Here is a 24,811-nt window from a genome sequence, read left to right as displayed (position 1 = left end):
TTTGCGATGTCCTTCGATTACAGCACGGTTCAATACCGCTCCCTTGAAGCCAAGTCCGTCGTCATCACCGGAGGAGCATCGGGGATCGGCGAGGAGATGGTGAGAGCCTTCGTGGCGCAGGGCGCCCGCGTCTCCTTCATCGATATTGCCCGCGAAGCTGGGGCGGCGCTCGCCGGCGAGACGGGAGCGGCCTTCCATGCCTGCGACGTCGCCGACATTCCCGCCCTGCGCGAGGTTCTGGCGCGGATCGAAGGCGATGCTGGCGGTGTGGACGTTCTCGTCAACAATGCAGGCAGGGACGACCGCCACGACATGGCCGAGGTGGAGCCGGATTACTGGCGCCGCGCGCTGGCGCTCAACCTCGACCACCAGTTCTTCGCCACCCAGGCCGTGTCGAAGGGCATGGCAGCGCGCGGCGCGGGCTCGGTCATCATGCTCGGCTCCATCTCGTGGATGCGCGGCCGCCCGGGCATGGTCGGCTACACCACCGCGAAGGCGGCGATCAACGGCATGACCCGCACTCTCGCCCGCGAGCTGGGGCCCGCCGGTATCAGGGTGAACTGCATCGTGCCGGGTGCGATCCTGACGGAGCGCCAGAAGCAGCTCTGGCTCACGCCGGAGCTGAACCAGCAGTTCCTCGATCTCCAAGCGCTGAAGTTCCGGCTCGATGCCAGCCATGTCGCCAGAATGGCCCTCTTCCTCGGATCCGACGAAAGCGGCGGCTGCACCGGCGCCAACTTCATCGTCGATGCCGGCCTGACGCAGAATTGAGACGATCCATGCAGATCCAGACCACCTCCACCGGCTTCGACCTCATCCTCGACGGCAGGCCGATCCTGCGCCACCGGAGCGAAGCGCCCTGCCTCTTCGTCGGTCGGGGCGACGCGCGGATGGACATGTACCGCGGCAATTTCGACATCGAGGATTACTTCATCGAGCGCACGCCCCTGGTGCATGCGGCAGTGTCAGGTTCCGAGATCGCCTTCTCCGCGGCCCCTGGCCAGCCAGCCCGCCTGGTGCTTCAGGTGTCGGGCGACGGGCGAAACGGCGCTCTCCACGTGAGGACGGATGACAGCTCCATCAACCGCATCTGGCTTCGCGTGCATGCGGAGCAGGGGGAGCATGTCTGGGGCGGCGGCGAGCAGATGTCCTATTTCGACCTGCGCGGGCGCCGCTTTCCCCTGTGGACATCGGAGCCCGGCGTCGGCCGTGACAAGACGACGGAGATCACCTTCAGGGCGGATGTCATGGGCAAGGCCGGCGGCGATTACTGGAACACCAACTACCCGCAGCCGACCTATCTCTCCTCGCGCCGCTACGCGCTGCATGTGGAGACCACGGCTTATTCCGCCTTCGACTTCCGGCGCCCCGACTTCCATGAGATCGAGATCTGGGCCGTGCCCGAGCGCATCGAGCTCACCGCGCGGCCGACCTTCATCGCCCTGGTCGAGGCCATGGCCGAGCGCTTCGGGCGTCAGCCGCCCCTGCCGGAATGGGTCTATGGCGGTGCGATCATCGGGCTGAAGGACGGGGCCGGTTCCTTCGACAGGCTGGAGCGCATCGTCGCGGCCGGCACGAAGGTGTCGGGCCTCTGGTGCGAGGATTGGGTGGGCCTGCGCCACACCTCCTTCGGGGCGCGCCTGTTCTGGGACTGGAAGGCGAACGAGGATCGCTATCCGGGGCTGCGCCAGCGCATCGCCGAGCTGGAAGATCGCGGCATCCGCTTCCTCGGCTATGTCAATCCCTATATCGCCGTCGACGGGTCCCTGTTCCCGGAGGCGGAGGCTGCGGGCTATTTCGCGAAGGACGAGAGCGGCAAGACGGCTCTCGTGGATTTCGGCGAGTTCGATTGCGGCGTCGTCGATTTCACGAACCCGGAGGCCGCCTCCTGGTTCGCCGAACGCGTGATCGGCCAGAACATGATCGATTACGGGCTCTCCGGCTGGATGGCCGATTTCGGCGAGTACCTGCCCATCGACGTGAAGCTTGCCAACGGGATCGATGCCAGGATCATGCACAATGCCTGGCCGACCCTTTGGGCCGAGGTGAATGCCCGCGCCGTGGAGAGCCGCGGCAAGCGCGGCGAGATCCTGTTCTTCATGCGCGCTGGCTTCACCGGCGTGCAGCGGCACTGCCCCCTGCTCTGGGCGGGAGACCAGTCGGTGGACTTCACCCGCCACGACGGTCTCGTGACCGTCATTTCCGGCGCGCTCTCGTCGGGGCTCCTGGGCAACGCCTATCACCACTCGGATATCGGCGGCTACACCAGCCTCTTCGGGAACGTGCGCACCCCGGAGCTGATCATGCGCTGGGCCGAGATGGGAGCCTTCACGCCGGTCATGCGCACCCATGAGGGCAACCGCCCGCGCGACAACCTGCAGATCGACCAGGATCCTGAGGTGCTGTCCCACTTCGCCCGCATGACGCGGATCTACGTGCATCTCGCGCCTTATCTGAAATCCCTGGTGGCGGAAGCTTCCAGCCGTGGTCTTCCGGTCCAGCGTCCCCTCTTCCTGCATTTCGAGGACGATGCCCGCACCTATGCCGTCCAGGAGGCCTATCTCTACGGTCCCGATCTGCTCGTGGCTCCCGTCTGGCAGGCCGGCAAGGCCGAATGGTCCACCTATCTGCCTGCAGGGGCCGACTGGATCCATGTGTGGTCGGCTCAGACATTTGCAGGTGGACAGGAGGTGACGGTGCCTGCACCATTGGGCGAGCCGCCGGTGTTCTACCGGGCCGGGTCGACCTTCGCGAGCCTGTTCGCAGATCTGAGGAATGCCTGAACCATGTCGCTTGCGGCGCTCATCGGCTTTCTTGCGCTGGCGGGCGCCGCTGCCTACGCGCAGACCCTGACGGGCTTCGCCTTCGGGCTCATCACCATGGGGGGCGTGGGGCTGACCGGCCTGCTGTCGCTGCCGGACGCCGCCATGATCGTGAGCGTCCTCACCCTGGTGAACGCCACGCAGATGCTGCTCAAGGGCTGGCGGGATGTGGCCTGGCGTGAATTCGCCTTCGTCATGGCCGCCAGCATCCCCATGCTCTTCGTCGGATACTGGCTCCTGGAATGGCTTGCCGACACCCAAGCCGATCTCCTGCGCCTGCTCCTCGGCGTAGCCATCGTGGTGTCGAGCCTGCAATTGGCGCGCAAACCCGAACCTCTGGCAAGGCCGTCGGGCGACGGATCGTTCGTGTTCTTCGGAGCCGTCGCCGGGGTCATGGGCGGCATGTTCTCGACGGCAGGACCGCCGCTCGTCTATCATTTCTACCGTCAGCCCATGACCCTGGTGAAGATCCGCGAGACCCTGGTGACGGTGTTTGCACTCAATGCGGTGTTCCGAATCGGCCTGGTTGTTGTTTCGGGCAACCTTCCGCCTGCCTCGACCTTGACCGGTCTTCTCGCCATTCCCTCGGTCATGGGCGCCACCTATGCGGCGCGCCGCTGGCCGCCTCCGGTTCCGGCGCCGACCATGCGGCGCATCGTTTTCGTCCTTCTCTTCCTGTCAGGCGTATCGCTTGCGGCGCCTGCCGTTTTCCGACTTTTGGGAGTTTCTCCATGACCACAGCCCTGCGCTCTGCCGGTACCCATTCCCTCGGTCTCCGGGATCCCTCGCTCCTGGAGTTTCGCGCGCCCGTGGCGGGCGAGTGGATCGAGGCTCGGGAAGGCCGGCGTTTTGCGGTCACCGACCCGGTTGACGGCTCGCTCATCGGCCATGTGCCCGATCTCGGGGCGGAGGAGGCCCGCCGGGCCATCGACATGGCGCACGCCGTGCAGCCCGAATGGGCGCGGCGAACCGCGAAGGAGCGCAGCCGCATCCTGCGCCGCTGGTACGATCTCATCATCGAGCATGCCGACGACCTGGCGCTGATCCTCACCACCGAGCAGGGCAAGCCGCTCGCCGAAGCCAAGGCCGAGGTGGTCTCCAACGCCGCCTATATCGAGTGGTTCGCGGAAGAGGCCAAGCGCATCGACGGCGACGTCATTCCCGGCGCGACGCCCTCCCAGCGCATCCTGGTGCTCAAGCAGCCGGTCGGGGTATGCGCGGCCATCACCCCCTGGAACTTTCCCAATGGCATGATCACCCGCAAGGTCGGTCCGGCGCTGGCGGCCGGCTGCACCATGGTGCTCAAGCCTGCCGCCCAGACCCCGCTCTCGGCGCTCGCATTGGCCGTGCTGGCCGAGCGGGCGGGCGTGCCGAAGGGAGCCTTCTCGGTGATCACCGCCACGCAGGCCCAGCCCATCGGCGAAGAGTTCTGCCGCAACCCGAAGGTGGCCAAGATCACCTTCACCGGCTCCACCAATGTGGGCCGCTGGCTCATGCGCGAGGCGGCGGGCGGCATCAAGCGCCTGTCGCTGGAGCTGGGGGGCAACGCACCTTTCATCGTGTTCGACGATGCCGATCTCGATGCGGCTGTGGAAGGGGCGCTCGCCTCCAAGTTCCGCAATGCCGGCCAGACCTGCGTCTGCGCCAACCGCATCTACGTTCAGGAGGGCATCGTGGAGACCTTCGCCGCGAAGCTCGCCGAGAAGGCGGCGGGCCTGAAGCTCGGGCGGGGCACCGAAGCCGGGGTCGCCATGGGGCCGCTGATCGACGACCGGGCGGTGGCGAAGATGGAGGAGCATGTGGCCGATGCGCTTGCCGGGGGAGCTCAGGTGCTGGTCGGAGGCAAGAGGTCGAGCTTGGGCGGCACCTTCTTCGAGCCGACCGTCATGACGGGGATCCGGCAGGGCATGAAGGTGACCCGGGAGGAGACCTTCGCACCTCTGGCGCCGATCATCGCGTTCCGGGACGAGGCGGAGGTGATCGGGATGGCAAACGACACGGAGTACGGGCTGGCCTCCTACTTCTATGCGCGCGACATGGCGCGGGTGTTCCGGGTGGCGGAGGCGCTGCAGAGCGGGATGGTGGGGGTGAACACGCCCGCGCTCGCCAACGAGATGGCGCCTTTCGGCGGCGTGAAGCAGTCGGGCCTCGGCCGGGAGGGCTCGAAGTACGGCATCGAGGGCTTCCTCGAGATCAAGTACGTCGCCCTCTCAGGGTTGTGACATCATCCAGGAAGATGCTGCCATCTCCCGCTCAGGACGATCCGAGCGGGAGAATGCGGGTTTGCGAGGGCAAGGCTCCCGGTGCTAGGAGTTTACGGAATCTTAACCATACGTAAGCCCCCGTCCCCATGTACGACTACATCCTCGTCTATTACATGCTGACCGCAATGACCGCGGCTCCGGTGGCGGGGCAGCCCCTGCGCAATCTCCCGCGCCCCGATGCCTGGAGCCGGGTTGCGGCGGTCAGCGTGAACGAGCGTTTCGGAAGTCTCGATTCCTGCCGTCAGCGGATCGAGTCCATCCGCTACCGCGTGGCACAGACCAATGTGCCGAGCGAGCGGTTCGAACTGGATTGCCATCCGGTGCCGCGCAGCGGAGGCCAGGCAATTCCTGCCGGCTGATCCGTCGCACTGAGACGGCTATGGGGTTGCAGCCGGGCTCTCGGCCGCCTGGGCGCCAGCGCAATACTCCCCGCCCTTGCTGGGCTTGGTTCCGTTCGGGCAGTTCGCCCGCGTCAAAACCCACTGGTTCCGGGGTGCGAGCACGCAATAGGTGCCGTCGGCGGTGCTCACGTATTCCGGGGGGCAGATCCCAGGGTTGCGGATGGAGTTCGGGATGTTCATCACGCAGAAGGAGCCGTTCGGCCGCAGCTTCGCCGGGCATGCACCCTCACCGTAGAAGGGCTGAGCGAGAGCCGGCGTCAGGAGGAGGCTCAACGGAAGGGCTGATGCGATCAGGAGGCGCATGGATCTACTTATCGTAAGGTCAAGCTTCCCCATAGCAACCTTTCCGCTACGGAAACATCCCCTCGGCTCCGGCTTTCTGCCAATGCCGGATCGGGTTTGACGGCAGGTTCCGGCTTCACGAGGCCTGGAGCCACCGGCGCGGCTTGCTGCGTTCGCCTGGCGCGCCGGAGAGAGCCCGGCAGAGTTCCGCCATCGAAGCAAGGTTGTGGATCGGCCGGAACTCGTCCACATGCGGCAGCATGGCACGGATGCCGGAGGCGCGGGCCTCGAAAGCCTCGAAGCGCAGAAGAGGGTTCAGCCAGATCAAGCGGCGGCAGGAGCGCCTGAGGCGGTCCATCTCGAAGGTCAGCTCCTTCGTCACCTCGCGCTCGAGCCCGTCGGTGAAGAGCAGGACGACGGCGCCCTGTCCGAGCACCCGGCGAGACCAGAGGCGATTGAAGTCGTGGAGCGCATGGGCAATGCGGGTGCCGCCCTCCCAGTCCTGCACGCGCTTGGCAGCGCGGGCGAGGGCCTCGTCCGGGTCGCGGCTCGTCAGCTCGCGGCTGACATTGGTCAGCCGCGTGGCGAAGACGAAGGAATGGACCCGGCGCCTCTTCTCGGCGACGGCATGCAGGAAATGCAGGAAGAGCCGGGAATAGTCGGCCATGGAGCCCGAGATGTCCATGAGCGCCACCACTGGCGCGTGTCTTACGGCAGGAGAGCGATAGGCCAGGTCGATGGCGGCCCCGCCGCCCCGCAGGGAACGTCGGAAGGTGCGGCGCGGATCGATCCGCCGGCCCCTTGCATCCGGCAGGAAGCGGCGGGTGATCACTTCATCGTCCGGCAGGGACATCTCGGCGATGAGGCGCTTGGCCAGCGCAATCTCGGCAGCCGACATCTGCGCAAAATCCCTGGCCTTCAGGACCTCGCGGTCCGAGACGGTGAGGCGGGCGGAGAATTCCGTCTTCCCGACCGGCTCGGGCTTCTCCTGCCGGGGCGTCGCGAGGGCCTCGGCCACGCGCAGGGCGCCGGCCTGCGGCTTCTTCTCCTCCTTGGCTCCGCCGGGGGCGATGGGCGACATCTGGGCGATCAGCTTCTCGATCAGCGCGCGCCGCCGCCAGAAGACTCTGAAGGCCTGATCGAAAAGGATGCTGTGCTCGTGCCGCTTCACGAAGACGGCATGGAGCGTCCAATAGAAATCCCCGCGCGTCCCGATCCGCGCCGCCTCGACCGCCGCGATGGCATCGAGAACCGCGCCGGGACCGACCGGCAGGCCTGCGGTCCGCAGGGCGCGCGCGAAATAGGCGATGTTGTCTGCAAGCCGGCCTTCGCCGCGCGAAGGATGGGGCTCGATCACCCCGAGGCCCTCAATGCATCCTGAACCCGGTCGAGCATCTCCTTGGCCCGGCTGCCCTGCATCTTCTGGATGTCGTCCTGGTATTTCAGCAGAACACCGAGGGTGTCCGAGACCAGTGCCGGATCGAGCGCCACCGCGTCGAGCTCGACGAGGGCCGAGGCCCAGTCGAGGGTTTCGGCGACGCCGGGTGCCTTGAACAGGTCCTCCCTGCGGATCGCCTGCACGAAGGCGACGATCTCCTGCGACAGGCGCTCCGGCGCGTCGGGAACGCGGCTTGCGAGAATGGCGAGCTCCCGCTCCGCATCCGGATAATCGACCCAGTGATAGAGGCAGCGGCGCTTGAGCGCGTCGTGAATCTCGCGGGTGCGGTTCGAGGTGATGATGACGATGGGCGGGTGCGCTGCCCTCACCGTGCCGAGTTCCGGTATGGTGACCTGGAAATCGGACAGGACCTCAAGAAGGAAGGCCTCGAAGGCTTCGTCCGTGCGGTCGAGCTCGTCGATGAGGAGAACGGGCGCGCCGGCTTTGTCGGGCTCGAGGGCCTGCAGGAGCGGGCGCTTGACCAGATAGCGCTCCGAGAACAGGTCGCCTTCGAGGGCGTCACGGTCCACCGCTCCGCCGGCCTCGGCCAGGCGGATCGCCATCATCTGCCCGGCATAGTTCCACTCGTAGACCGCCGAGGCGATATCGAGCCCCTCGTAGCATTGCAGGCGGATCAGGCGCCGCCCGAGCGCCGACGAGAGCACCTTCGCGATCTCCGTCTTGCCGACCCCGGCCTCCCCTTCGAGAAAGAGCGGCCGCCCGAGCCTCAGGGAGAGAAAGAGAACCGTCGCGAGCGGACGGTCGGCCACATAGCCTGCACCCTTCAGAAGCGCCAGAGTGTCGTCGATGGAACCGGGTTTCTCGGCCACGGGCTTGCTGCTCCTCAAGGGCACGATGCCCGGACCTTCGCCCGGGCATCGAGTCAACGTCTCTCCGATGGGGCCATTCAGCCTCGCGCGGCAGCCGCCTGCACGGCGCGCCGTGCCATGACGCCGACGAGGTGAGCCCGATAGGCGGCATCCGCATGAATGTCGCTGTTCATCCTGTCCTGAGGCACGGCGATGCCGTTCAGGGCGTCGGGAGTGAAGCTTCCGCTCAGCGCCTTCTCCATCTCCGGCACCCGAAACACGCCGTTCGAGCCCGCGCCCGTCACGGCGACGCGCACGCCGTCCGCATGCTTGGCCACGAATACGCCGACGAGGGCGTAGCGGGAGGCCGGGTTGCGGAACTTGGCATAGGCCGCCTGGGATGGGATCGGGAACGAGACCCGGGTGATGATCTCGCCCTCCTCAAGAGCGGTCGTGAAGATGCCCTGGAAGAAGTCATCCGCCGCGACCTTCCGCTGGTTGGTGACGATGGTCGCGTTCAGGGCAAGACAGGCGGCCGGATAATCGGCGGAGGGGTCGTTGTTGGCGATGGATCCGCCGATGGTGCCGCGGTTGCGCACATGCGGATCGCCGATGAGTTCGGCCATCTCGGCAAGAGCCGGAATCGCCTCCTTCACCTCGGCCGAGGTGGCCACCTCCGCATGCTTCATCATGGCGCCGATCGTGACCGCGCTACCGGAGCGCTCAATGCCGCGCAGCTCGGCGATCTGGCCAAGATCGATCAGGTTCGCGGGACCTGCTAGCCGCAGCTTCATGGTCGGCAGGAGCGTGTGGCCGCCGGCGAGGAACTTGGCGTCCTCCGCTCCGCCGGCGAGGCTAGCGGCTTCCTTGACGCTCGTCGGGCGGTGATATTCGAAAGCGTACATTACCGTCCTCCCTTATTCCGCCGCCATGGGCATGCGTGCCTTTTGCGCCGCCCGCCACACCGCCTGCGGTGTCGCCGGCATGGCAATGTCCTCATGGCCGAGGGCATCGGTGATCGCATTGATGACGGCCGGCGGAGCCGCGATGGCGCCGGCCTCGCCGCAGCCCTTGATCCCGAGCGGGTTCGACGGGCAGGGGGTCACCGTCATGCCGACCTGGAAGGACGGCAGGTCGATGGCGCGCGGCATGCAATAATCGTTGAAGCTTGCCGTGATGAGCTGCCCGCTCTGGTCGTAGACCGCGCCTTCGAGAAGCGCCTGACCGACGCCCTGCGCGATGCCGCCATGAACCTGGCCTTCGACGATCATGGGGTTGATGATCACCCCGAAATCGTCCACCGCCGTCCAGCGCTCGATCTTGGTCACGCCGGTGTCGGGATCGATCTCGACCTCGCAGATATGCACGCCGGCCGGGAAGGTGAAGTTGGTGGGGTCGTAGAACGCCCCCTCCTTCAGGCCGGGCTCCAGATCCTGGCCCGAGAACTTGTGGGCGATATAGGCCTGAAGAGCGATTTCGCCGAAGGCCATCGAACGGTCGGTGCCCGCGACGCCGAACCGGCCGTCCTTGAACTCGATGTCGCCTTCCGACGCTTCGAGCACATGGGCCGCCACCTTCTTGCCCTTGGCGATCACCTTGTCGAGGGCCTTGGCGATGGCCGACATGCCCACCGCACCGGAGCGCGAACCGTAGGTGCCCATGCCGAACTGCACCTTGTCCGTATCGCCGTGAACGATGCTGACCTGATCGATGGGAATGCCGAGCCGATCCGAGACGAGCTGGGCGAAGGTGGTCTCGTGGCCCTGGCCGTGGCTGTGCGAGCCGGTGAGCACCTCGACGGAACCGGTCGGGTTGACGCGCACTTCCGCCGATTCCCACAGGCCTACTCCGGCGCCGAGGGAGCCGACCGCCTGCGAGGGAGCGATGCCGCAGGCCTCGATATAGCTCGAGAAGCCGATGCCCCGCAGCTTGCCGCGGCGGGCGCTCTCCTGCTTGCGCTGCTGGAAGTTCTTGTAGTCGGCAAGCTCCAGCGCCTTGTCGAGGGAGGCGGCATAATCGCCCGTGTCGTAGGTCATGATGACCGGCGTCGCGTGCGGGAACTGCGTGATGTAGTTCTTCCGCCGGAACTCCGCCGGATCCTGGCCAAGTTCACGCGCGGTCTTCTCGACGAGGCGCTCGAGCACATAGGTCGCCTCTGGCCGTCCCGCGCCGCGATAGGCATCCACCGGCGCCGTGTTCGTATAGACAGCGTCCACCTCGCAGTAGATCGCCGGAATGTCGTACTGGCCCGACAGGAGCGGGGCGTAGAGATAGGTCGGCACGGAGGAGGAGAAGGTGGAGAGATAGGCACCGAGATTGGCCACGGTGTGCACCCTCAGGCCGATGATCCTGCCGTTCTCGTCGGTTGCCATCTCCGCATGGGTGACGTGGTCGCGGCCATGCGCGTCGGAGAGGAAGGCTTCGGTACGATCGGAGGTCCACTTCACCGGGCGCTTCACCTTCTTCGCCGCCCAGACGCAGACCGTCTCCTCGGCATAGATGAAGATCTTGGAGCCGAAGCCGCCTCCGACGTCGGGTGCGATGACGCGCAGCTTGTGCTCGGGCGCGACGCCGATGAAGGCCGACAGCACGAGGCGGGCCACGTGCGGGTTCTGGCTCGTGGTGTAGAGCGTGTAGTTGTCGGTCCCTGGATCGTACTCGCCCACCGCCGCGCGGGGCTCGATCGGGTTCGGCACCAGCCGGTTGTTGACGAGGTCGATCGTCGTGATGTGCTTGGCCCGCGCGAAGGCGGCTTCCGCCTCGTCCTTGTTGCCGAGATGCCAGTTGAACACCGTGTTGTCGGGCGATACGTCATGCACCTGCGCGGAGGCTTTCGTGGCCTGTGCAGGATCCACCACCGCGGGCAGGACATCGTAATCGACGACGATGGCTTCGGCGGCGTCCTTCGCCTGCGCCAGCGTCTCGGCGATGACGACGGCGACATGGTCGCCCACGTAGCGCACCTTGCCCTGCGCCAGCGCCGGGTGAGGGCCCGCCTTCATCGGCGAGCCATCCTTGGAATGGATCATCCAGCCGCAGATGAGGCCGCCGATCTTGTCGGCGGCGAGATCGTCGCCGGTGAAGACGGCGATCACCCCCGGCATGATCATGGCCGGTCCCGTATCGATGGACCGGATGATCGCATGAGCGTGCGGCGAGCGGAGGAAATAGGCATAGGCTTGGCCGGGCCGGTTGAAGTCGTCGACGTAGCGTCCTTGGCCGGTGACGAAACGCTGGTCCTCTTTGCGGCGGACGGGTGCGCCGATCCCTGTTGCGGTCATGCTATCCTCCCTGGTCTGTGTCTGCCCTCATCGGGAGGCGGAGGCGGGGCTTCGGCAAGAGCGTCCGGAAGGACGTCTGCGCGGAGCGCCGGCAGCCTGCGCCATTGCGTGAGGGCGCGTCGGTCTACTCGGCCGCCTGCCGCAGGAGCGACTGCGCCATTCCCTGAGCGCCGGCGGCGACGGCCTTGACGATGTTGTGATAGCCCGTGCAGCGGCACAGATTGCCTTCCAGCTCGGCCCGGATGGTCTGCTCGTCGAGAGCATGCCCCTTGCGGTTCACGATATCGATCGCGGACATGATCATGCCCGGCGTGCAATAGCCGCATTGCAGGCCGTGATGCTCGCGGAAGGCCGCCTGCATCGGGTGCAGTTCGCCTCCTTCAGCGATGCCCTCGATGGTGGTGACGACGCTCGAATCCGCCTGGACGGCGAGAACCGTGCAGGACTTCACAGCGTGGCCGTTCAGGTGGACCACGCAGGCGCCGCATTGGCTGGTATCGCAGCCCACATGGGTTCCGGTGAGCCTCAAGTTGTCGCGCAGGAATTGAACGAGCAGGGTGCGGGGATCGACGTCTGCGGTGACGGATTGACCGTTCACCGTCAGGGAGACGGTGGTCATGCGTGATATCCTCCTCAGGGGCCGGCAGCCCGGCCAACCTTCAGGTGGTCTCAGGCACCGACAGGTATTCTTGTTGGACGACCGCACGGATGCGGCTCATCGAGGTCAGTGTGGACCGCCCCGTATGAGCGGTCAAGTATCGGCCGGGCCTGCAGGGCGGCCCAGGCAGGTCACTTATGCGGGAGTTTCCGCAGGCGTGAGGATCTTGGCGAAATTCGCAAAGAATTCGTCGGCGTATTTCTTGGCGACGCCGTTGATGAGGCGGCCGCCGAGCTGGGCGATCTTGCCGCCGACATTGGCCTCCACGTCATAAACGAGTCGTGTGCCACCCTCGATCTCCTCGAGGCGAACCTTCGCGCCCCCCTTCGCCCATCCGGCGACTCCTCCCTGACCCTCGCCGCTGATGGTATAGCCGTTGGGCGGATCGAGATCGGTGAGGGTGACGCCTCCCTTGAACGTGGCCTTGACGGGGCCGACCGATACTTTGGCTGTCGCCTGGAACTCCGTATCGCTGATTTTCTCCAGGTCCTGGCAGCCGGGGATGGAGGCCTTCAGAACCTCCGGGTCGTTGAGGGCCGCCCACACCGTCGCCCGGTCGGCGGGAAGCGTGACCTCGCCCTGCATCGTCATTGCCATGCTGTGTTCTCCTCCTGTCAACCAGCCCAGGGTCAGAGTATGGGCAAATCATGCGGCGCGTCACGTACCAAGCGTTGCTGCACTGCACAGGAGAGCCTGCCGGCTGCACGGTGGATTGCGGCTTGCCAGGCCGGTTGCCGTGCGAGGGCCGGTGGTGGCAGTATCGAGCGGCACGCCGCTCCTTCGCGGAGGTTTCATGCTCACGACCGATACGGACATTCTGAAGACGGCTGAATCCTGGAAGCGCGAGGGCAGGGGCGTTGCCATCGCAACGGTCGTGGAGACCTGGGGCTCGGCGCCACGCCCTGTCGGCAGCCACCTCGTGATCGACGGGGATACGAACTTCCTCGGATCCGTGTCCGGCGGCTGCGTGGAGGGCGCGGTGATCACCGAGGCCCTCGATGTGATCGCCGACGGCAAGCCGCGCATGCTCGAGTTCGGTGTCGCCGACGAGACCGCGTGGCAGGTCGGCCTCTCGTGCGGCGGACGGATCCGGATCTATGTGGAACGGGTGGACTAGGACAACGGCATGAGGCTGAGCCTCCTCTCCCAGCTCAACGCAGAGCGCGCCGCCCGGCGCGCGGCCGTTCTCGTGACCGACACCGTTTCGGGCGAGCAGCGCCTCGTGCGGGAGCCGGAGCTTGAAGGCGACGTGCTGGCGGAGGAACTGCGCGAACGGCTGCGCCAGGGAAGGAGCGGCCTCGTCGAACGGGACGGACGCCAATTCTTCCTGACCGTGCAGGCTCCGCCGATAAGGGTGGTCGTCGTCGGCGCGGTTCATATCAGCCAGGCATTGGCCCCCATGGCGAGGGGGCTCGATCTTGACGTCACCATCGTCGATCCGCGCACGGCCTTCGCCACCCTTGAGCGCTTCCCGGATGTGCGTGTGCTGGCTGAATGGCCTGATGCTGTGCTGCCGGAGCTCCGCATCGACCGCTACACGGCCGTCGTGGCGCTGACCCACGACCCGAAGATCGACGACCCCGCCCTTGCCGCAGCCCTGCGGTCGGAGTGCTTCTATGTGGGCGCGTTGGGATCGCGCAAAACCCATGAGCGCCGGGTCCAGCGCTTGTCGGCCGCCGGTTTCACGGAGGCTGACATCGGGCGCATCCATGCACCCATCGGGCTCGACATCGGGGCGGTTTCGCCTGCGGAGATCGCGGTCTCCATCCTGGCCGAGATCGTCGCGACCCTGCGCCAGGAGCGGAGGCGGGCGGCGTGAAGTTCGGCCTTGTTCTCGTCGAGGAAGCCGTCGGCGCCCTGGCCGCCCACAGCGTGCGGGCTGGCGGAACGGTGGTGAAGAAAGGAAGCCTGGTGTCCGAAGAGGTCGCCGCAAGGCTCAAGCAGGCCGGCATCGAGGCGATCATCGCTGCGCGGTTCGAACCCGGCGACATGGGCGAGGACGAGGCGGCATGGCAGCTCGCGCGAGCGCTAGCGGGCGAAAACATCGTCGTCGAGGCGCCCTTCACCGGACGCTCGAACCTCCATGCCGGAACCGCAGGCGTTCTCCTGGTGGACGTGGATGCGATCAACGGCCTCAACGCCGTGGACGAGGCCATGACGGCCGCTACCCTGCCGGCGTACAAGCCTGTGGTCGCAGGAGAGATGGTAGGGACCGTCAAGATCATTCCCTATGCCATACCCGGATCCCTCCTGCGGCAGGGCATTTCCAGGGCCGGCTCCCGTGCCTTGCGCATTGCTCCCTACACCCGTCGCGCGGTGTCGGTGGTCTCGACCGTTCTCCCAGGGCTGAAGCCGAGCATCGTCGACAAGACGCTTGCCGTTTTGGCCAAGCGGCTGGAACCGACCGGCGCCGGCATCGCTCAGGACAGGCGCGTGCCTCACGAAACGGCGGCGCTGGCGCGGGAGCTGGAGGCTCAGGCTTCAGGCGCTGCGCAGCTCATCGTCGTGTTCGGGGCCTCGGCCATTGCGGACCGTCGGGATGTCATTCCCGCTGCCATCGAGATGGCAGGCGGCAGGGTCGAGCATTTCGGCATGCCTGTCGATCCCGGAAACCTCCTCCTCGTCGGCTCCGTCGGCAGCAAGCCGGTGATCGGCGCCCCGGGATGTGCCCGGTCGCCGAAGGAAAACGGGTTCGACTGGATCCTGCACCGTTTTCTGGCGGATGTTCCGGTCACGCGCGCCGACATCATGGCGCTCGGAGTCGGAGGGCTTCTCATGGAGATCGTCTCGCGACCGCAGCCGCGCGAGGGCGGAGAAAGCGAAGGCGAGGAGTGAACGGTGTCGCGGCAATCATTCTGGCGGCGGGTCGCGGCACCCGGTTCGGCGAGGAGCCGAAGCTGCTGGCTTCCATCGGCGGCAAGCCCCTCGTGCGCCGCGTCGCGGAAGCGGCTGCCGTATCCGCGGCCGATCCGGTGATCGTGGTGACCGGCCACCATTCCGAGGACGTGGCGGCTGCGCTGCAGGGGCTGCCTGTCGCTATCGTCCACAATGCCCGCTATGCCGACGGGCTTTCGACATCCGTGAAGGCCGGCTTCTCGGCTCTCCCGCCAGAGGCAGAGGCCGCGCTCGTCCTCTTGGGCGACATGCCTTCCGTCACGGCCGAGCTCATCGACGGGCTTGTGTCGGCCTGGCATGACAGGGGTAAGCCAGCGGCCATCGTTCCCATCTTCGAGGGGCAGCGCGGCAACCCTGTTCTGATCGCGCGTGCGCTTGAGCCCCTGATCCACCGGCTGTCCGGAGATGCCGGGGCCGGCCCGGTGCTCCGGGGGAGGGAGGACGTCGTCGAATGGCCGACCTCCGATCCTGCGGTGGTTCAGGATATCGACACGCGGGAGGAGTTGGCCAGGCTCCGTTCCTGAACCGGCAAAGGGGCAGTTCGAAGCGGCTCCTCCGAGGGAGGTGCAGGAGCGCAAGGAGCGCTCCTGCAAGGAGGCGTCAATGTGTGGCCTTCGGCTGGAGCAGCCTCAGTCCGGGAGCGGGGCTCTTGTAGTCGTGAGCGCTCCTGCCCGGTGCCGGGATCTCGATCCAGCGCTCGGTCTTTCCGTCCTCGCATTCCTGCACCACCGGGAAGTAGAGGGTGGTGCCGGGCTGAAGGCTGTCGGTGAGGGTGGCGCGAAAGACGAACTCGTCATAGTGCCGGTCGAGCAGCTTCCCGCTCCAGACGATTTCCTGAACGCCCGCCGTCACGGGCGTGCCATGGTTGACGTACGCCTTTGCATAGGAACCCTCGAGAACGTCGACGGTCCAGTCCGGCTTCGGCATCGGCTTTGCAGCGATGACGCCTTCTGGAATGCGCACGCGCACCTTCAGGGTTGCGGCGCCGTCACAGCCGTGGCCGACGCGCACCACGCCCTTGTAGGTTGAGCCCACCGGTGCCTCCTGCACCTCAAGGGTCGAATGAGCGAGGGCTGCAGAGGCAAGGAGGGATAGCGAGAAGGCAGCGCCGAGCGCGCCGAGGCGATGGATGAGAGACATGATGAAATTCCGCTTGTTTCGGGTTGATCAGGAGGAGTGAGGGATCAGCCGAGAAGCGGTGGCGCACGGGCTCCGACGGGCAGAGTCGATCCGCTTCCGGTCACAGGAAGACGACCCTTGTGGAAGGTCGCTATCAGAACGGACGGGATTGGAGATGCGAGCGGTGGAGAGGATGCTGCAGCGTTGACGGCAACGCCAGGATTGCCGCACGGCACGTAGCAGGAGCATGCATCGTGCCGGCTTCGGCGATGGTCCTCCGGTGCCGAGACGGGATCGTGCTCCGGACAGTGGAGCTGCGCATTGGATGCTGGCGTTCCCGCCCCTAGCCCTCCCAGCGCCGTAGAGGCGGATCCGGGGATCAAACCGTTCAGAACGAGCGACAGGACCGCGAGGAGCTGAAGCGCTATTCTGGCAAGGTCTCGGCTGGATTGCACGGCGCAGGTTCCTGCTTGGCGTTACGCTGCAGGAAGCGGTGTAGCCGCGGAACCCTCGCCCTTCTTTGACCGGCAGCAACCAATTCGACGACGATTGGTAAGGAAGTGCGCGCTCGTCGGTCGACAGGGCTGTGGAGAGGCGGCTCCTGCCCGAGAGGGAACCTCGGCTCCGGTTGTGACTTGCCCGGGAAAGGTCCATGCATGGAGCGCGCAATGTCAGGCACAGCCAAGCCCGAAGTTCCTCGCGAGGAGCGCGAGGTGCCAAGCCCTCTGCCAGAACTGCCGGAACTCGATCCTGTCCCTGAAGATGGCTCTCCGGCGGATCACAAAGGTCCGGCACCAGATGACATCCCCTATCTGCCCCCGCCGGGCACCCAGTAGAAGGTGAAGAGTTCGTCCGGGTTGAGAGCCTATGATCTGGAGCGTACAGCAGTGTGAGGGGTCAGCTCGCAAACTCTCGTTCGACATCCTATAGGTCGAGGATGTTTGCGAGCAGAGCCTTTCAGCGAGGCGCGTTCGCGTCCGAATATGCTTGAATGCAAATTGCACTTGCAACATTCTGGATTGATATTACGAAATGTTATTACATGATATGTTTTGTAGTTCAGCGTGTATTTGAGGAAACGTGCGGCAATCTTTACAGTCAAACAATAGTCCAAAATGCAATGCATGCGCACTACAGCAATATAGAAGCGACAAAGCCGGTTTTAAGTCGAGGCAGAGTATAGTTATCTAAGCCCAAAAATTTAATAATACGGGCTAATTTAGTGAGTAGGTGGGGGTTGAGGTGTCGGCGCGAATTGGTCTTATTGCTGATGACGACGCTTACTTTCGGATGGCGGTTAGCGCTATTCTGACGCGCCGCTTCGATTTCTCGGATGTGATCGAGGCGGGATCCCTCGACGAGGCGCTGGAGCGTCTCAGCGGGGAAGCCGACATCGACGTGGCTCTCTTCGATCTCTCCATGCCTGGTTTGCGGACGCCCATGAATTTGCGTGCCGTAAGGGAATGTTTCCCGCAAACGCGCGTGGCGGTGATTTCCGGCTCGAATTCACGACGTGACATGCTGCTTGCCCTTGAAGCCGGCGTCCATGGCTATGTGAACAAGAGCTTGAGCATCACGGAACTCACAACCGCTCTCGAGACGATCTTCAACGGTGGCATCTACGTGCCGCCCTCCCTGGCCGACATCTCTGCGGAAATCGGCGAGCCGGCGAGGGAGGCGTCTCCCTCCTCGGACCACGGCGACATGCCGGGGCAACTGACCCCCCGGCAGCAGGACGTGCTCGACCTCCTGGTCCAAGGCAAGACCAACAAGGAGATCGCCAATGCCCTTGGCCTCGGCGAGGGCACCGTCAAGATCCACATGGCTGCAATCTTCCGCTATTTCGGCGTGAACAACCGGGCGGCCGCGGCCGTTGCGGGCGCGCGCCCCTATCCGGGCCGCCGGGCTTTCTGACCGGCCGCGGGAGCCAAGGAGCCATGTTGCAGCTGTCTGGCCCCCATCGCTCGCAACCTCTCCCGTCCGGGCCATGAAGCGCCGGGTCACGAAGCTTCGACGGCTGCACCACAGCAGCCTGTTCTGGCGCTTCATCCTGATCGGCATTGCGGTTCTGATGCCCCTGGTCGGCGCACTTGTGCAACTGGCCGGCGAGGAGCGTGCCAGGGCCATCGAAGCCACGCGCAAGCGCGCGGAAATGCTCGCCTTCCATGCGGTCCAGAGTCACAACCACTTGGTCGACGAGGCGAGGGCCTTCCTAGCCTTTCTTGCGGAGGCCGAAGAACTGCGTTCCGGCCAACCGGGCTGCCGCGCTTTCCTGAACCGTCACATGCGGCTTCACCCCTGGGTGAGCGCTCTCCAGTATTCGGACGTGAGCGGAAGTGAAATCTGCAGCATCGGTAAGAACGACAACGTCGCCGATGCAGGATCCCTTACCGCCATTCGAAAAGCTCTGCAGGAAGGCGCTTTCTCTCTTGGTGAACTCAGCAGCGCTTCGACTGCCGGTACATTGCGCATGACGGCGGCCCTCCCCGTCGTGAGGGAGGGACAAACGCTCGGCGTCATCTCTGCCAGGATCGATCCGCAGCTCTTTGGCGAGCGTTCCCCGGCTCGGCTTGCTCCCGACCTCGATGTCACGATGTTCGTCGTGGACCGTAAGGGAACGCTGGCTGCCCATCACCCGCCTCTTGGGGGAGCGGCAGGAGTCGCGACGGATGCGCATAGGGTCGTGCAAGCGGCAGCGCGGGCGCCGCAGGGATTTTTCGAGTATCCCGATCTGCAGGGCGTTCCGCGCCTCTTCATCTTCCAGGATCTGCCGGGCACCGGAACCGTTCTCGCCCTGGGCCTGCATCGGGATGCCGCCATCGCCTCCGTCGATGAGGCGCTTCGCTATCGGCTGGTGATGATCACGCTGATTGCCGGTGGGTCTCTTATGCTCGGGATGCTCGGGGTCGAGAGCTTCATCTTCCGGCCCGTGCGCAGCCTCGTCCGTACGGCTGAGGCGTTCGAATATGGGGAACTCGGCACCCGTGCCCCCCGCCGGGGCGCAGGAGAAATCAGGATTCTGGCGCGAGCTCTCAACAGAATGGCGGATGCGATCGCTGAGCGGGAGGGCGAACTGACAGCGGCTAAGGAAACGGCGGAGGGGGCGCTGGGTCGCGCCAACATTGCCAATCAGGCCAAGACCGACTTCCTGGCCTCCATGAGCCACGAGATCCGAACGCCTCTCAACGGCATCATCGGCTACACCGAGCGCCTGCTTGACGAGCCTCTCCATCCGAGACAGCACCGTTATGCCGAACTGATCCAGGTATCGGCCTCGGCTCTCCTGACGGTTGCGAACGACATCCTCGACTTCTCCAGCATTGAGGCAGGCCAGATCAAGCTGCAGGCTGAGCCTTTTTCCCTTGTCGCTCTCGTCGACAACACCGTCTCGATCGTCAGCAGCGGCGCGCAGGCAAAGGGAATCCCGATCCTGGTCGAGCTGGATCGAGGCTTGCCTGGGCGTTTCCTTGGAGACGAGGCGCGCCTGCGACAGATTCTGCTCAATCTGCTCAACAACGCCGTGAAATTCACGCACCAGGGGCAGATCGTCGCTCGCGTCGAGCGCAAGGGTCGCTCAGAGAGGGGTGAAATTGTACGCATCTCCATCAGCGACACGGGGATCGGAATCCCGTCCGACAAGCGGAACCGGCTGTTCAAGCGCTTCTCACAGGTCGATCCGTCCATTCGGAGAGAATTCGGCGGCACGGGGCTGGGCCTCGCCATTTCCAAGCACCTTATGGAACTCATGGGCGGCCAAATCGGTATGGAGAGCGAGGAGGGCAAAGGATCCACCTTCTGGATCGAACTGGCCATGCCTCAGGCCGATGAATCGTCAGACCCTTCGCGCGACATCGAAATTCCGGCTGCGTGCCGTCCTGGACGCATTCTCCTGGCTGAGGACATCGAGATCAATCAGGAGCTTGTCCGAACGCTGCTCGAGGCAGCAGGCCATCAGGTCGATATCGTGTCCAATGGTGCGGAAGCTGTCGAGGCAGTGCAGGCCAAGAGCTACGACATCGTCCTCATGGACATCCAGATGCCGGGTATGGACGGAGTCACAGCGACCCGGATCATCCGGGCCTTGGGAACTCAACCCGCTGATGTCTTCATCGTCGCCATGACCGCCAACGTCCTGCCGCAGCAGGTCAGGAGCTTCAGGGAGGCTGGGTTCGATGACCATATTGGCAAGCCGCTCCGACGGGCGGATCTCCTTGCAAAGCTGGCGCAGTGGCTGCCCATGCAGGAGAGTAAGACGCAGGAGCCGGTCGCAGATGGGCCGGCGAGGTTCGACGAAACGGATTTCGGAAGCTTCATCTCCCTGTTCGGACGGGAACGCACCGATCAGTGGCTGGACAGGCTCGAGCGCCAGCTCAGGCAGACGTTCGCAGGCGACGATCCGACCGCCATGGAGCGTGACCGGATCGGCAAGGAAGCGCATGCTGTGATCTCCCAGGCCGCTCTCCTGGGCTTTTCCGAATTGGCCGAGCTCTGCACAACCTTGGAGCAAGCCTGCATTCAGGGAGGCGATATTGCCGTTCCTCTGGAGAGGGCATGCAGGGCAGCTCAGAACGCCTGCGACAGAATTGCTGCTATCAGGGGGCTCGCTTCCGCATAGGATCCTTCTCAGCTTTGCGCTTGGAAACCAATACCTCTGGTGAACCCATAAGACCCTCCTGCAAACCCGTGAAACCGCGGGCGATGGAGTCTCGGGCGCCTGTGAGGCCATGCCGTGGTTTGCGGGATGCCAAAACAGGTCCATGAGAAAGGCCGACGGAGAAGTTCCAACTCAGGGGGCTTTGAGGGGATCTCAGTCCGTCACGTCTCGAGCCGATAGCAAAGAGATGCAATCAAGCTGCATGGGATGCCCCGGAGGGCATCCCATGCAGCTTTCTCGACAATCGTCAATGGAACAATTGCTCGGGCACCTGAGCTTAGCCGCTACATCACCACGCGAGAGCGCTGCGTGTAGGATGGCAGGGGGCAGAGGGAGGAGTCCGGAGCCGTCACAGAACTGGTCGACTCGCTGCCGCTCGCGGCATCGATGTTGATCCGGTTAGCGACGATCAGGAGGCAGGAGGGATCCGCGTTCAGAACGCTGCTCCCTCCAATGCTCAGCGTTCCTTTCGGCATGTAGATCGCGCCATTCAGGGAAGCATTCACATTCGCGCTGATCGTATGCTGCCCGCCGAAGTTCCGGTCTTGGAAGAACAGAATGCCGGCGTGGGATCCGCTCGTAGGGGCTGTGAGGTCGATCTTGGCACCACCCTTGAAGTCGATCACGGCATTGTCGGTGAGATAGATGGTCACCCCGTCGCCCTTGAGGGTCGAGCCTCCCTCGACGGTCAGCTTGCCGCCTCGCATGGTGTAGACGCCCGGCGGAAGAACGACTGTCGATCCACCCGAGATGTAGAGGCCGCCGCAATAGACGGCGTTCTGGATCAGGCCCAGCACTTCGCCGATGATCGGGTGCTTATTGGTGAAGAGGCAGCCATCGCCTGATGTGGGCGGAGGAGGGAGCGTGGCAAAGGGGTCCGGCCTGACGGAGGTGCATCCGAGACCCGGATCCGGCTCGATCGTGCTGCTGTCGCCTCTGACATAGCTGCCGTTGATGCAGACTTCCTTCGCTTTGATCTCCGCGCTGGAGTCGGTTTTCAGAGCCTCGCTGGAGCTCGAATGAACATGGACCGGGCAGTTTTCCATGTCGATTTTGGCCTTGGCGCCCACCTGCAGGCCAGTCCCGTCCTCAGCCAGGGCATGGAGGCAGGCATGACCGTCGTAGCGGACGACCGTCGAACTCATCGCCATGTCGCCCAAGGTGTCGACGCCGATCACGCGGCCGAAGATGGTGGGAACGGCATTGCCCTTGGCTGCCGTTCGGCTCGCCGTCACCCGGACTGCATTGGCCGTTTCGCCATAGCCTCTTGGCGTGAAGGTCTTGCTCTGCTGATCCCAGAGGCCGAACTGGATGTCTTGGGGCGTGACCACCGTGCCTTCAGGTGCGCCCTTGAGGTTCGCCTCCGCATAGGCCAGCGCCGCCTCCACGGCCCTGTTCTGGTCCGGCATGGCACTGGCCGCTGCCGACGCCGCGGCCTGAGCGGTGGTTAGCAGGTGCTCCTTTGCAGTAAAGGCATGCATCGAATCCACGGAGATAGCAGTAACACCCACCAAAGAGATGAGTGCCGGAACGACGATGATTGCAGCCGTGCCATTTTCGTTCTTCTTGAATGCACGACCTAGTTTACGGAGGCTCTTCATGAGCTCACCTCCCGATGCATAGTAACCGTGGTTGACAGGATCATGATGCGGAAAAGTCCGAATGGCTGGAGATTCGAAAGCTCAGTGGCTGGAAGGCTGATGTTGACTATCACCTGGTTGTCGATAGGCTCGGTGCCAGTCTCAAATCGCACATCCGCATTGACGCTTGGAGAGCCGATCGATCCTTCCATTTGACTGACGATGAATGCCTCAGCCTGCTCGAGAGTGAATTCGCCGATTGCTGCTCCTCGTGCCGCTTGGCGACCGATATGTTCCATGTTGCCCCAGGTGTACAAGAGCAGGCTTCCTTCAAAGACAGCAGCTATGAGAATAATGAGGGCCGGAGCGACGAAGGCGAACTCAACGGCGATGGATCCTTCCTCTTCTCCCATGTTCCGGAGGAGTCTGTTCCATGCAGATCGAGAACGGAGGCGCATTTCCAAGGACCGCCACGCATACAGCCAGAGCATTTGAGCTGAAGGTCATCATATAAGAGACTGGTATAGCGAGGTATTCAGCTAAATGACCTAGACCGCTCCTCGGAGAGGTTTGCTGACCTATGGTAATGTCATCTGGTGTGATCAATTAGGATCTACCAATCACTTGATGCTGGTGATCTGAATGACGGCTGGAGTGATGATGACTGCGAAGAGAACAGGGAGAAAGAAAAGGATCATGGGGACTGTGAGCTTGGGCGGGAGAGCCGCAGCCTTTTTCTCAGCCTCGTTCATGCGCATGTCGCGGTTCTCCTGAGCCAGAACGCGAAGGGAGTGAGCAAGGGGAGTGCCGTACCTTTCCGACTGGATCAGGCTTGTAACCACGCTCTTGACTCCATCAAGCCCGGTGCGTTCACCGAGATTTTCATATGCCTTGCGCCTGTCTTGCAGATAGGCGAGTTCGGCATTCGTGAGGCTCAGCTCCTCCGCGAGCTCAGGACACTGGGATCCTATCTCATCGGCTACCTTACGTAAGGCGCTCTCTACCCCCATGCCGCACTCGATGCAGATCAGAAGCAGATCGAGAGCATCAGGCCACGAGCGGCGGATGGCTTGTTGCCGCTTGGTAATGCGATTCTTGACATAAAGCAGCGGTGCGTAGTTCCCAAACCAAGCCGCGCCAATCACAAGGCCGAGCTTGACGAAAAGAGGGTGCTCAAGATTCAAGATGAAGAACACGTAAACGAAAGCGAGAATAAGAGCGCCCAGCGGAGCCAGAACACGAGCGGCGAGGTAAGTTATGATTGGTCCGGGGCCGCGAAAGCCTGCCATGCGGAGAAGCTGCACGAGGTTGCCGTTTTCAGCCTGCTTCGCAAGGTCGAAACGATCCACGATGGCCTTGAATAATCTTTTCGGCTCGGTCCTCAAGGATGCTTGGCGGTTCTGCGAGGCAAGCCGTGCGCGCTCCCTCAGCCTAATCCGCTCCCGCTCGCTGGCGACCTGTGCCATACGCTTGCCGAGATGGTCTCGGACCAGGTAGGGCCATAAGACGACAATAGTTGCCGTAAAGGTAGAGGTTGCTGCCGAAACCATGATGAGCAAGTCGGCATTGAGGAGAATGAAATCCAGCCCCATCGCCGCCTCAAAAGTCGAAGTTGATCATCTTGCGCATAACCAGAGTGCCAACAAGCATCCAGAAGGCGCATACCCCTAGAACGAGGTTGCCGATGAAGGTTGTAAACAAGAGAGAGATATAGTCGGGCTTGGTTATGTAGAGAATGAAGGTCACAAGGATGGGCAGGCTGCCGATGATGGCGGCAGAAGCTTTTGCTTCCGAACTTGCAGCCTTGATCTTGCCCTGCATTTTTCTGCGCTCGCGCAGCACTTTCGACAGATTCCCAAGCGCTTCAGATAGGCTGCCGCCGGTGCGGCTCTGCATGGCAATGACGATTGCGAAGAAATTGGCTTCGGGTAAAGGGATCCGCTCCGGCAGCCGCTGGACGGCCTGATCCATAGGTACGCCCATGGTCTGATCTTCGAGGATCACCTTGAATTCCCCGCGCACAGGCTCTTGCGACTCGAGCGAAATGATCCGCAGACAGTCGGTAAGAGGAAGGCCTGACCTAACGCCGCGGACGATGATGTCGACGGCGTTCGGGAACTCTTCGGAGAACGTCCTGAGGCGGCGGCTGAGCACTGCCGCTACATACAGATGGGGGAGAAGAAGACCTCCTGTGAGCCCAAAGGCGGCAGCGGGAGCCGGGCCTAGGCCAAAGAGTGCGAGAGCCACCAGGAAGACGACGACCGCGGACACTCCGCACAAGGCATAGTAGTTGCTCTTGCTCCATCCCAATCCGGCCTGACGCAAGCGACCGGTAAGGGTAAGCTTCGTGCCTTTCTTAGCTTTCTGCTGCTCCTCCTGCTCACGCAACGTAATCTCTACAGCCTTTTTGCGTCTGATATCCTCGGAACTGATGAGCTGCCCTCCAACGCTGTGGGGGACGATGATGGCAGCGAGTCGCTTCTGGCTCTCGGAGCGTCGGGCGATCACCGGATACAGCAGAGCGATCACCACTCCTGCCGCACAACAGAACGCAAGCAGGACAACAGCAAGCGGGGCGAGATGCTCTGGCAGCATGGGTCAAGTACCC

At 64.0% G+C, this 24,811-nt stretch carries 23 protein-coding genes; 11 read left to right on the top strand and 12 right to left on the bottom strand.

Translation table 11 applies throughout. The annotated features are described in order from the left end of the window. The first annotated feature begins 6 nt into the window (after nucleotides 1-6). The 5 genes from GR303_RS09385 (at nucleotide 7) to GR303_RS09365 (ending at nucleotide 5,445) form a co-directional block, all read left to right on the top strand. A complete protein-coding gene (locus GR303_RS09385) occupies nucleotides 7-771 on the top strand; it encodes an SDR family NAD(P)-dependent oxidoreductase (RefSeq protein ID WP_161722188.1) in 765 nt (254 codons plus the stop codon). Between the two features lie 8 nt (nucleotides 772-779). Next, nucleotides 780-2,783, top strand: coding sequence for an alpha-glucosidase (locus tag GR303_RS09380; protein ID WP_161722189.1), 2,004 nt, complete (start codon nucleotides 780-782; stop codon nucleotides 2,781-2,783). Nucleotides 2,784-2,786: 3 nt separating this feature from the next. Then, complete coding sequence (locus GR303_RS09375) at nucleotides 2,787-3,557, top strand: sulfite exporter TauE/SafE family protein (RefSeq protein ID WP_161722190.1); 771 nt, start codon at nucleotides 2,787-2,789, stop codon at nucleotides 3,555-3,557. Further along, a complete protein-coding gene (locus GR303_RS09370; protein ID WP_161722191.1) occupies nucleotides 3,554-5,044 on the top strand; it encodes an NAD-dependent succinate-semialdehyde dehydrogenase in 1,491 nt (496 codons plus the stop codon). The genes GR303_RS09375 and GR303_RS09370 overlap by 4 nt, the downstream gene beginning before the upstream one ends. Before the next feature lie 128 nt (nucleotides 5,045-5,172). After that, complete coding sequence (locus tag GR303_RS09365) at nucleotides 5,173-5,445, top strand: hypothetical protein (RefSeq protein ID WP_161722192.1); 273 nt, start codon at nucleotides 5,173-5,175, stop codon at nucleotides 5,443-5,445. An 18-nt stretch (nucleotides 5,446-5,463) separates the two neighbouring features. Here GR303_RS09365 and GR303_RS09360 read toward each other — a convergent pair whose 3' ends face one another. The 7 genes from GR303_RS09360 to GR303_RS09330 all read right to left on the bottom strand — a co-directional run bounded on the left by GR303_RS09360 (nucleotide 5,464) and on the right by GR303_RS09330 (nucleotide 12,552). Continuing rightward, entirely contained in the window at nucleotides 5,464-5,790 is a 327-nt protein-coding gene (locus GR303_RS09360; protein WP_161722193.1) for a hypothetical protein, read from the bottom strand. 115 nt (nucleotides 5,791-5,905) lie between these two features. Continuing rightward, entirely contained in the window at nucleotides 5,906-7,126 is a 1,221-nt protein-coding gene (locus GR303_RS09355; RefSeq protein ID WP_343038406.1) for a vWA domain-containing protein, read from the bottom strand. Then, entirely contained in the window at nucleotides 7,123-8,037 is a 915-nt protein-coding gene (locus tag GR303_RS09350) for an AAA family ATPase (RefSeq protein WP_161722194.1), read from the bottom strand. The genes GR303_RS09355 and GR303_RS09350 overlap by 4 nt, the downstream gene beginning before the upstream one ends. 77 nt (nucleotides 8,038-8,114) lie before the next feature. Continuing rightward, nucleotides 8,115-8,921, bottom strand: coding sequence for an FAD binding domain-containing protein (locus GR303_RS09345; protein ID WP_161722195.1), 807 nt, complete (start codon nucleotides 8,919-8,921; stop codon nucleotides 8,115-8,117). 12 nt (nucleotides 8,922-8,933) lie between these two features. Continuing rightward, nucleotides 8,934-11,297, bottom strand: a complete 2,364-nt coding sequence (locus tag GR303_RS09340; RefSeq protein WP_161722196.1) for a xanthine dehydrogenase family protein molybdopterin-binding subunit — start codon at nucleotides 11,295-11,297, stop codon at nucleotides 8,934-8,936. Between the two features lie 124 nt (nucleotides 11,298-11,421). Next, nucleotides 11,422-11,916 carry a (2Fe-2S)-binding protein gene (locus GR303_RS09335; protein ID WP_161722197.1) on the bottom strand — a complete coding sequence of 165 codons (495 nt, stop codon included), beginning with the start codon at nucleotides 11,914-11,916 and terminating at the stop codon, nucleotides 11,422-11,424. 174 nt (nucleotides 11,917-12,090) lie between these two features. Then, nucleotides 12,091-12,552, bottom strand: a complete 462-nt coding sequence (locus tag GR303_RS09330) for a CoxG family protein (RefSeq protein ID WP_161722198.1) — start codon at nucleotides 12,550-12,552, stop codon at nucleotides 12,091-12,093. Between the two features lie 196 nt (nucleotides 12,553-12,748). On the opposite strand from GR303_RS09330, the gene GR303_RS09325 reads away from it, so the two are divergent. Genes GR303_RS09325 through GR303_RS09310 form a run of 4 tightly spaced genes read left to right on the top strand, consistent with a single transcriptional unit; the run spans nucleotide 12,749 to nucleotide 15,374 of the window. After that, entirely contained in the window at nucleotides 12,749-13,072 is a 324-nt protein-coding gene (locus tag GR303_RS09325) for an XdhC family protein (RefSeq protein WP_161722199.1), read from the top strand. 9 nt (nucleotides 13,073-13,081) lie between these two features. Further along, nucleotides 13,082-13,774, top strand: coding sequence for an XdhC family protein (locus GR303_RS09320; RefSeq protein ID WP_161722200.1), 693 nt, complete (start codon nucleotides 13,082-13,084; stop codon nucleotides 13,772-13,774). Then, nucleotides 13,771-14,790: a molybdopterin-binding protein gene (locus tag GR303_RS09315; protein ID WP_161722201.1), complete on the top strand. Its 1,020-nt coding sequence runs from the start codon at nucleotides 13,771-13,773 to the stop codon at nucleotides 14,788-14,790. Before GR303_RS09320 ends, GR303_RS09315 begins: the two co-directional genes overlap by 4 nt. Next, the gene (locus GR303_RS09310) at nucleotides 14,787-15,374 is read left to right on the top strand and encodes an NTP transferase domain-containing protein (protein ID WP_161722202.1); all 588 of its coding nucleotides are present in this window, start codon (nucleotides 14,787-14,789) and stop codon (nucleotides 15,372-15,374) included. Before GR303_RS09315 ends, GR303_RS09310 begins: the two co-directional genes overlap by 4 nt. 76 nt (nucleotides 15,375-15,450) lie before the next feature. Here GR303_RS09310 and GR303_RS09305 read toward each other — a convergent pair whose 3' ends face one another. Continuing rightward, on the bottom strand, nucleotides 15,451-15,990 hold the full coding sequence (locus tag GR303_RS09305; protein WP_161722203.1) for a YcnI family copper-binding membrane protein: 540 nt from the start codon (nucleotides 15,988-15,990) through the stop codon (nucleotides 15,451-15,453). 1,221 nt (nucleotides 15,991-17,211) lie between these two features. Here GR303_RS09305 and GR303_RS09300 point away from each other — a divergent pair. Continuing rightward, nucleotides 17,212-17,883: a LuxR C-terminal-related transcriptional regulator gene (locus tag GR303_RS09300; RefSeq protein ID WP_161722204.1), complete on the top strand. Its 672-nt coding sequence runs from the start codon at nucleotides 17,212-17,214 to the stop codon at nucleotides 17,881-17,883. A 73-nt stretch (nucleotides 17,884-17,956) separates the two neighbouring features. Then, nucleotides 17,957-20,584 (top strand): hybrid sensor histidine kinase/response regulator, encoded by a 2,628-nt coding sequence (locus GR303_RS09295; protein ID WP_161722205.1) that lies wholly within the window; start codon nucleotides 17,957-17,959, stop codon nucleotides 20,582-20,584. Between the two features lie 323 nt (nucleotides 20,585-20,907). On the opposite strand, the gene GR303_RS09290 is transcribed toward GR303_RS09295, so the two are convergent. From GR303_RS09290 to GR303_RS09275, 4 genes are all read right to left on the bottom strand, one after another. Then, entirely contained in the window at nucleotides 20,908-22,032 is a 1,125-nt protein-coding gene (locus GR303_RS09290; protein ID WP_161722206.1) for a TadG family pilus assembly protein, read from the bottom strand. A 188-nt stretch (nucleotides 22,033-22,220) separates the two neighbouring features. Continuing rightward, nucleotides 22,221-22,616 carry a TadE/TadG family type IV pilus assembly protein gene (locus tag GR303_RS09285; RefSeq protein WP_161722207.1) on the bottom strand — a complete coding sequence of 132 codons (396 nt, stop codon included), beginning with the start codon at nucleotides 22,614-22,616 and terminating at the stop codon, nucleotides 22,221-22,223. A gap of 207 nt (nucleotides 22,617-22,823) precedes the next feature. Beyond that, nucleotides 22,824-23,795: a type II secretion system F family protein gene (locus GR303_RS09280; RefSeq protein ID WP_161722208.1), complete on the bottom strand. Its 972-nt coding sequence runs from the start codon at nucleotides 23,793-23,795 to the stop codon at nucleotides 22,824-22,826. A 7-nt stretch (nucleotides 23,796-23,802) separates the two neighbouring features. Beyond that, on the bottom strand, nucleotides 23,803-24,798 hold the full coding sequence (locus GR303_RS09275; protein ID WP_161722209.1) for a type II secretion system F family protein: 996 nt from the start codon (nucleotides 24,796-24,798) through the stop codon (nucleotides 23,803-23,805). Nucleotides 24,799-24,811 lie beyond the last annotated feature (13 nt).

Source organism: Microvirga arsenatis (genome assembly GCF_009910705.1).
In the GTDB taxonomy this organism is placed as follows: domain Bacteria; phylum Pseudomonadota; class Alphaproteobacteria; order Rhizobiales; family Beijerinckiaceae; genus Microvirga; species Microvirga arsenatis.
The sequence above is the reverse complement of the archived record's forward strand: the minus strand, read 5'-3'. Positions and strand labels throughout refer to the sequence as shown.

What these genes read in the sequence shown, in the direction of transcription:
- GR303_RS09385 (WP_161722188.1), top strand. Translation starts at nt 7, where the DNA reads ATGTCCTTCGATTACAGCACGGTTCAATACCGCTCCCTTGAAGCCAAG.
- GR303_RS09380 (WP_161722189.1), top strand. Translation starts at nt 780, where the DNA reads ATGCAGATCCAGACCACCTCCACCGGCTTCGACCTCATCCTCGACGGC.
- GR303_RS09375 (WP_161722190.1), top strand. Translation starts at nt 2,787, where the DNA reads ATGTCGCTTGCGGCGCTCATCGGCTTTCTTGCGCTGGCGGGCGCCGCT.
- GR303_RS09370 (WP_161722191.1), top strand. Translation starts at nt 3,554, where the DNA reads ATGACCACAGCCCTGCGCTCTGCCGGTACCCATTCCCTCGGTCTCCGG.
- GR303_RS09365 (WP_161722192.1), top strand. Translation starts at nt 5,173, where the DNA reads ATGTACGACTACATCCTCGTCTATTACATGCTGACCGCAATGACCGCG.
- GR303_RS09360 (WP_161722193.1), bottom strand. Translation starts at nt 5,790, where the DNA reads ATGCGCCTCCTGATCGCATCAGCCCTTCCGTTGAGCCTCCTCCTGACG.
- GR303_RS09345 (WP_161722195.1), bottom strand. Translation starts at nt 8,921, where the DNA reads ATGTACGCTTTCGAATATCACCGCCCGACGAGCGTCAAGGAAGCCGCT.
- GR303_RS09340 (WP_161722196.1), bottom strand. Translation starts at nt 11,297, where the DNA reads ATGACCGCAACAGGGATCGGCGCACCCGTCCGCCGCAAAGAGGACCAG.
- GR303_RS09335 (WP_161722197.1), bottom strand. Translation starts at nt 11,916, where the DNA reads ATGACCACCGTCTCCCTGACGGTGAACGGTCAATCCGTCACCGCAGAC.
- GR303_RS09330 (WP_161722198.1), bottom strand. Translation starts at nt 12,552, where the DNA reads ATGGCAATGACGATGCAGGGCGAGGTCACGCTTCCCGCCGACCGGGCG.
- GR303_RS09325 (WP_161722199.1), top strand. Translation starts at nt 12,749, where the DNA reads ATGCTCACGACCGATACGGACATTCTGAAGACGGCTGAATCCTGGAAG.
- GR303_RS09320 (WP_161722200.1), top strand. Translation starts at nt 13,082, where the DNA reads ATGAGGCTGAGCCTCCTCTCCCAGCTCAACGCAGAGCGCGCCGCCCGG.
- GR303_RS09305 (WP_161722203.1), bottom strand. Translation starts at nt 15,990, where the DNA reads ATGTCTCTCATCCATCGCCTCGGCGCGCTCGGCGCTGCCTTCTCGCTA.
- GR303_RS09295 (WP_161722205.1), top strand. Translation starts at nt 17,957, where the DNA reads ATGAAGCGCCGGGTCACGAAGCTTCGACGGCTGCACCACAGCAGCCTG.
- GR303_RS09290 (WP_161722206.1), bottom strand. Translation starts at nt 22,032, where the DNA reads ATGCCGGACCAGAACAGGGCCGTGGAGGCGGCGCTGGCCTATGCGGAG.
- GR303_RS09285 (WP_161722207.1), bottom strand. Translation starts at nt 22,616, where the DNA reads ATGGGAGAAGAGGAAGGATCCATCGCCGTTGAGTTCGCCTTCGTCGCT.
- GR303_RS09280 (WP_161722208.1), bottom strand. Translation starts at nt 23,795, where the DNA reads ATGGGGCTGGATTTCATTCTCCTCAATGCCGACTTGCTCATCATGGTT.
- GR303_RS09275 (WP_161722209.1), bottom strand. Translation starts at nt 24,798, where the DNA reads ATGCTGCCAGAGCATCTCGCCCCGCTTGCTGTTGTCCTGCTTGCGTTC.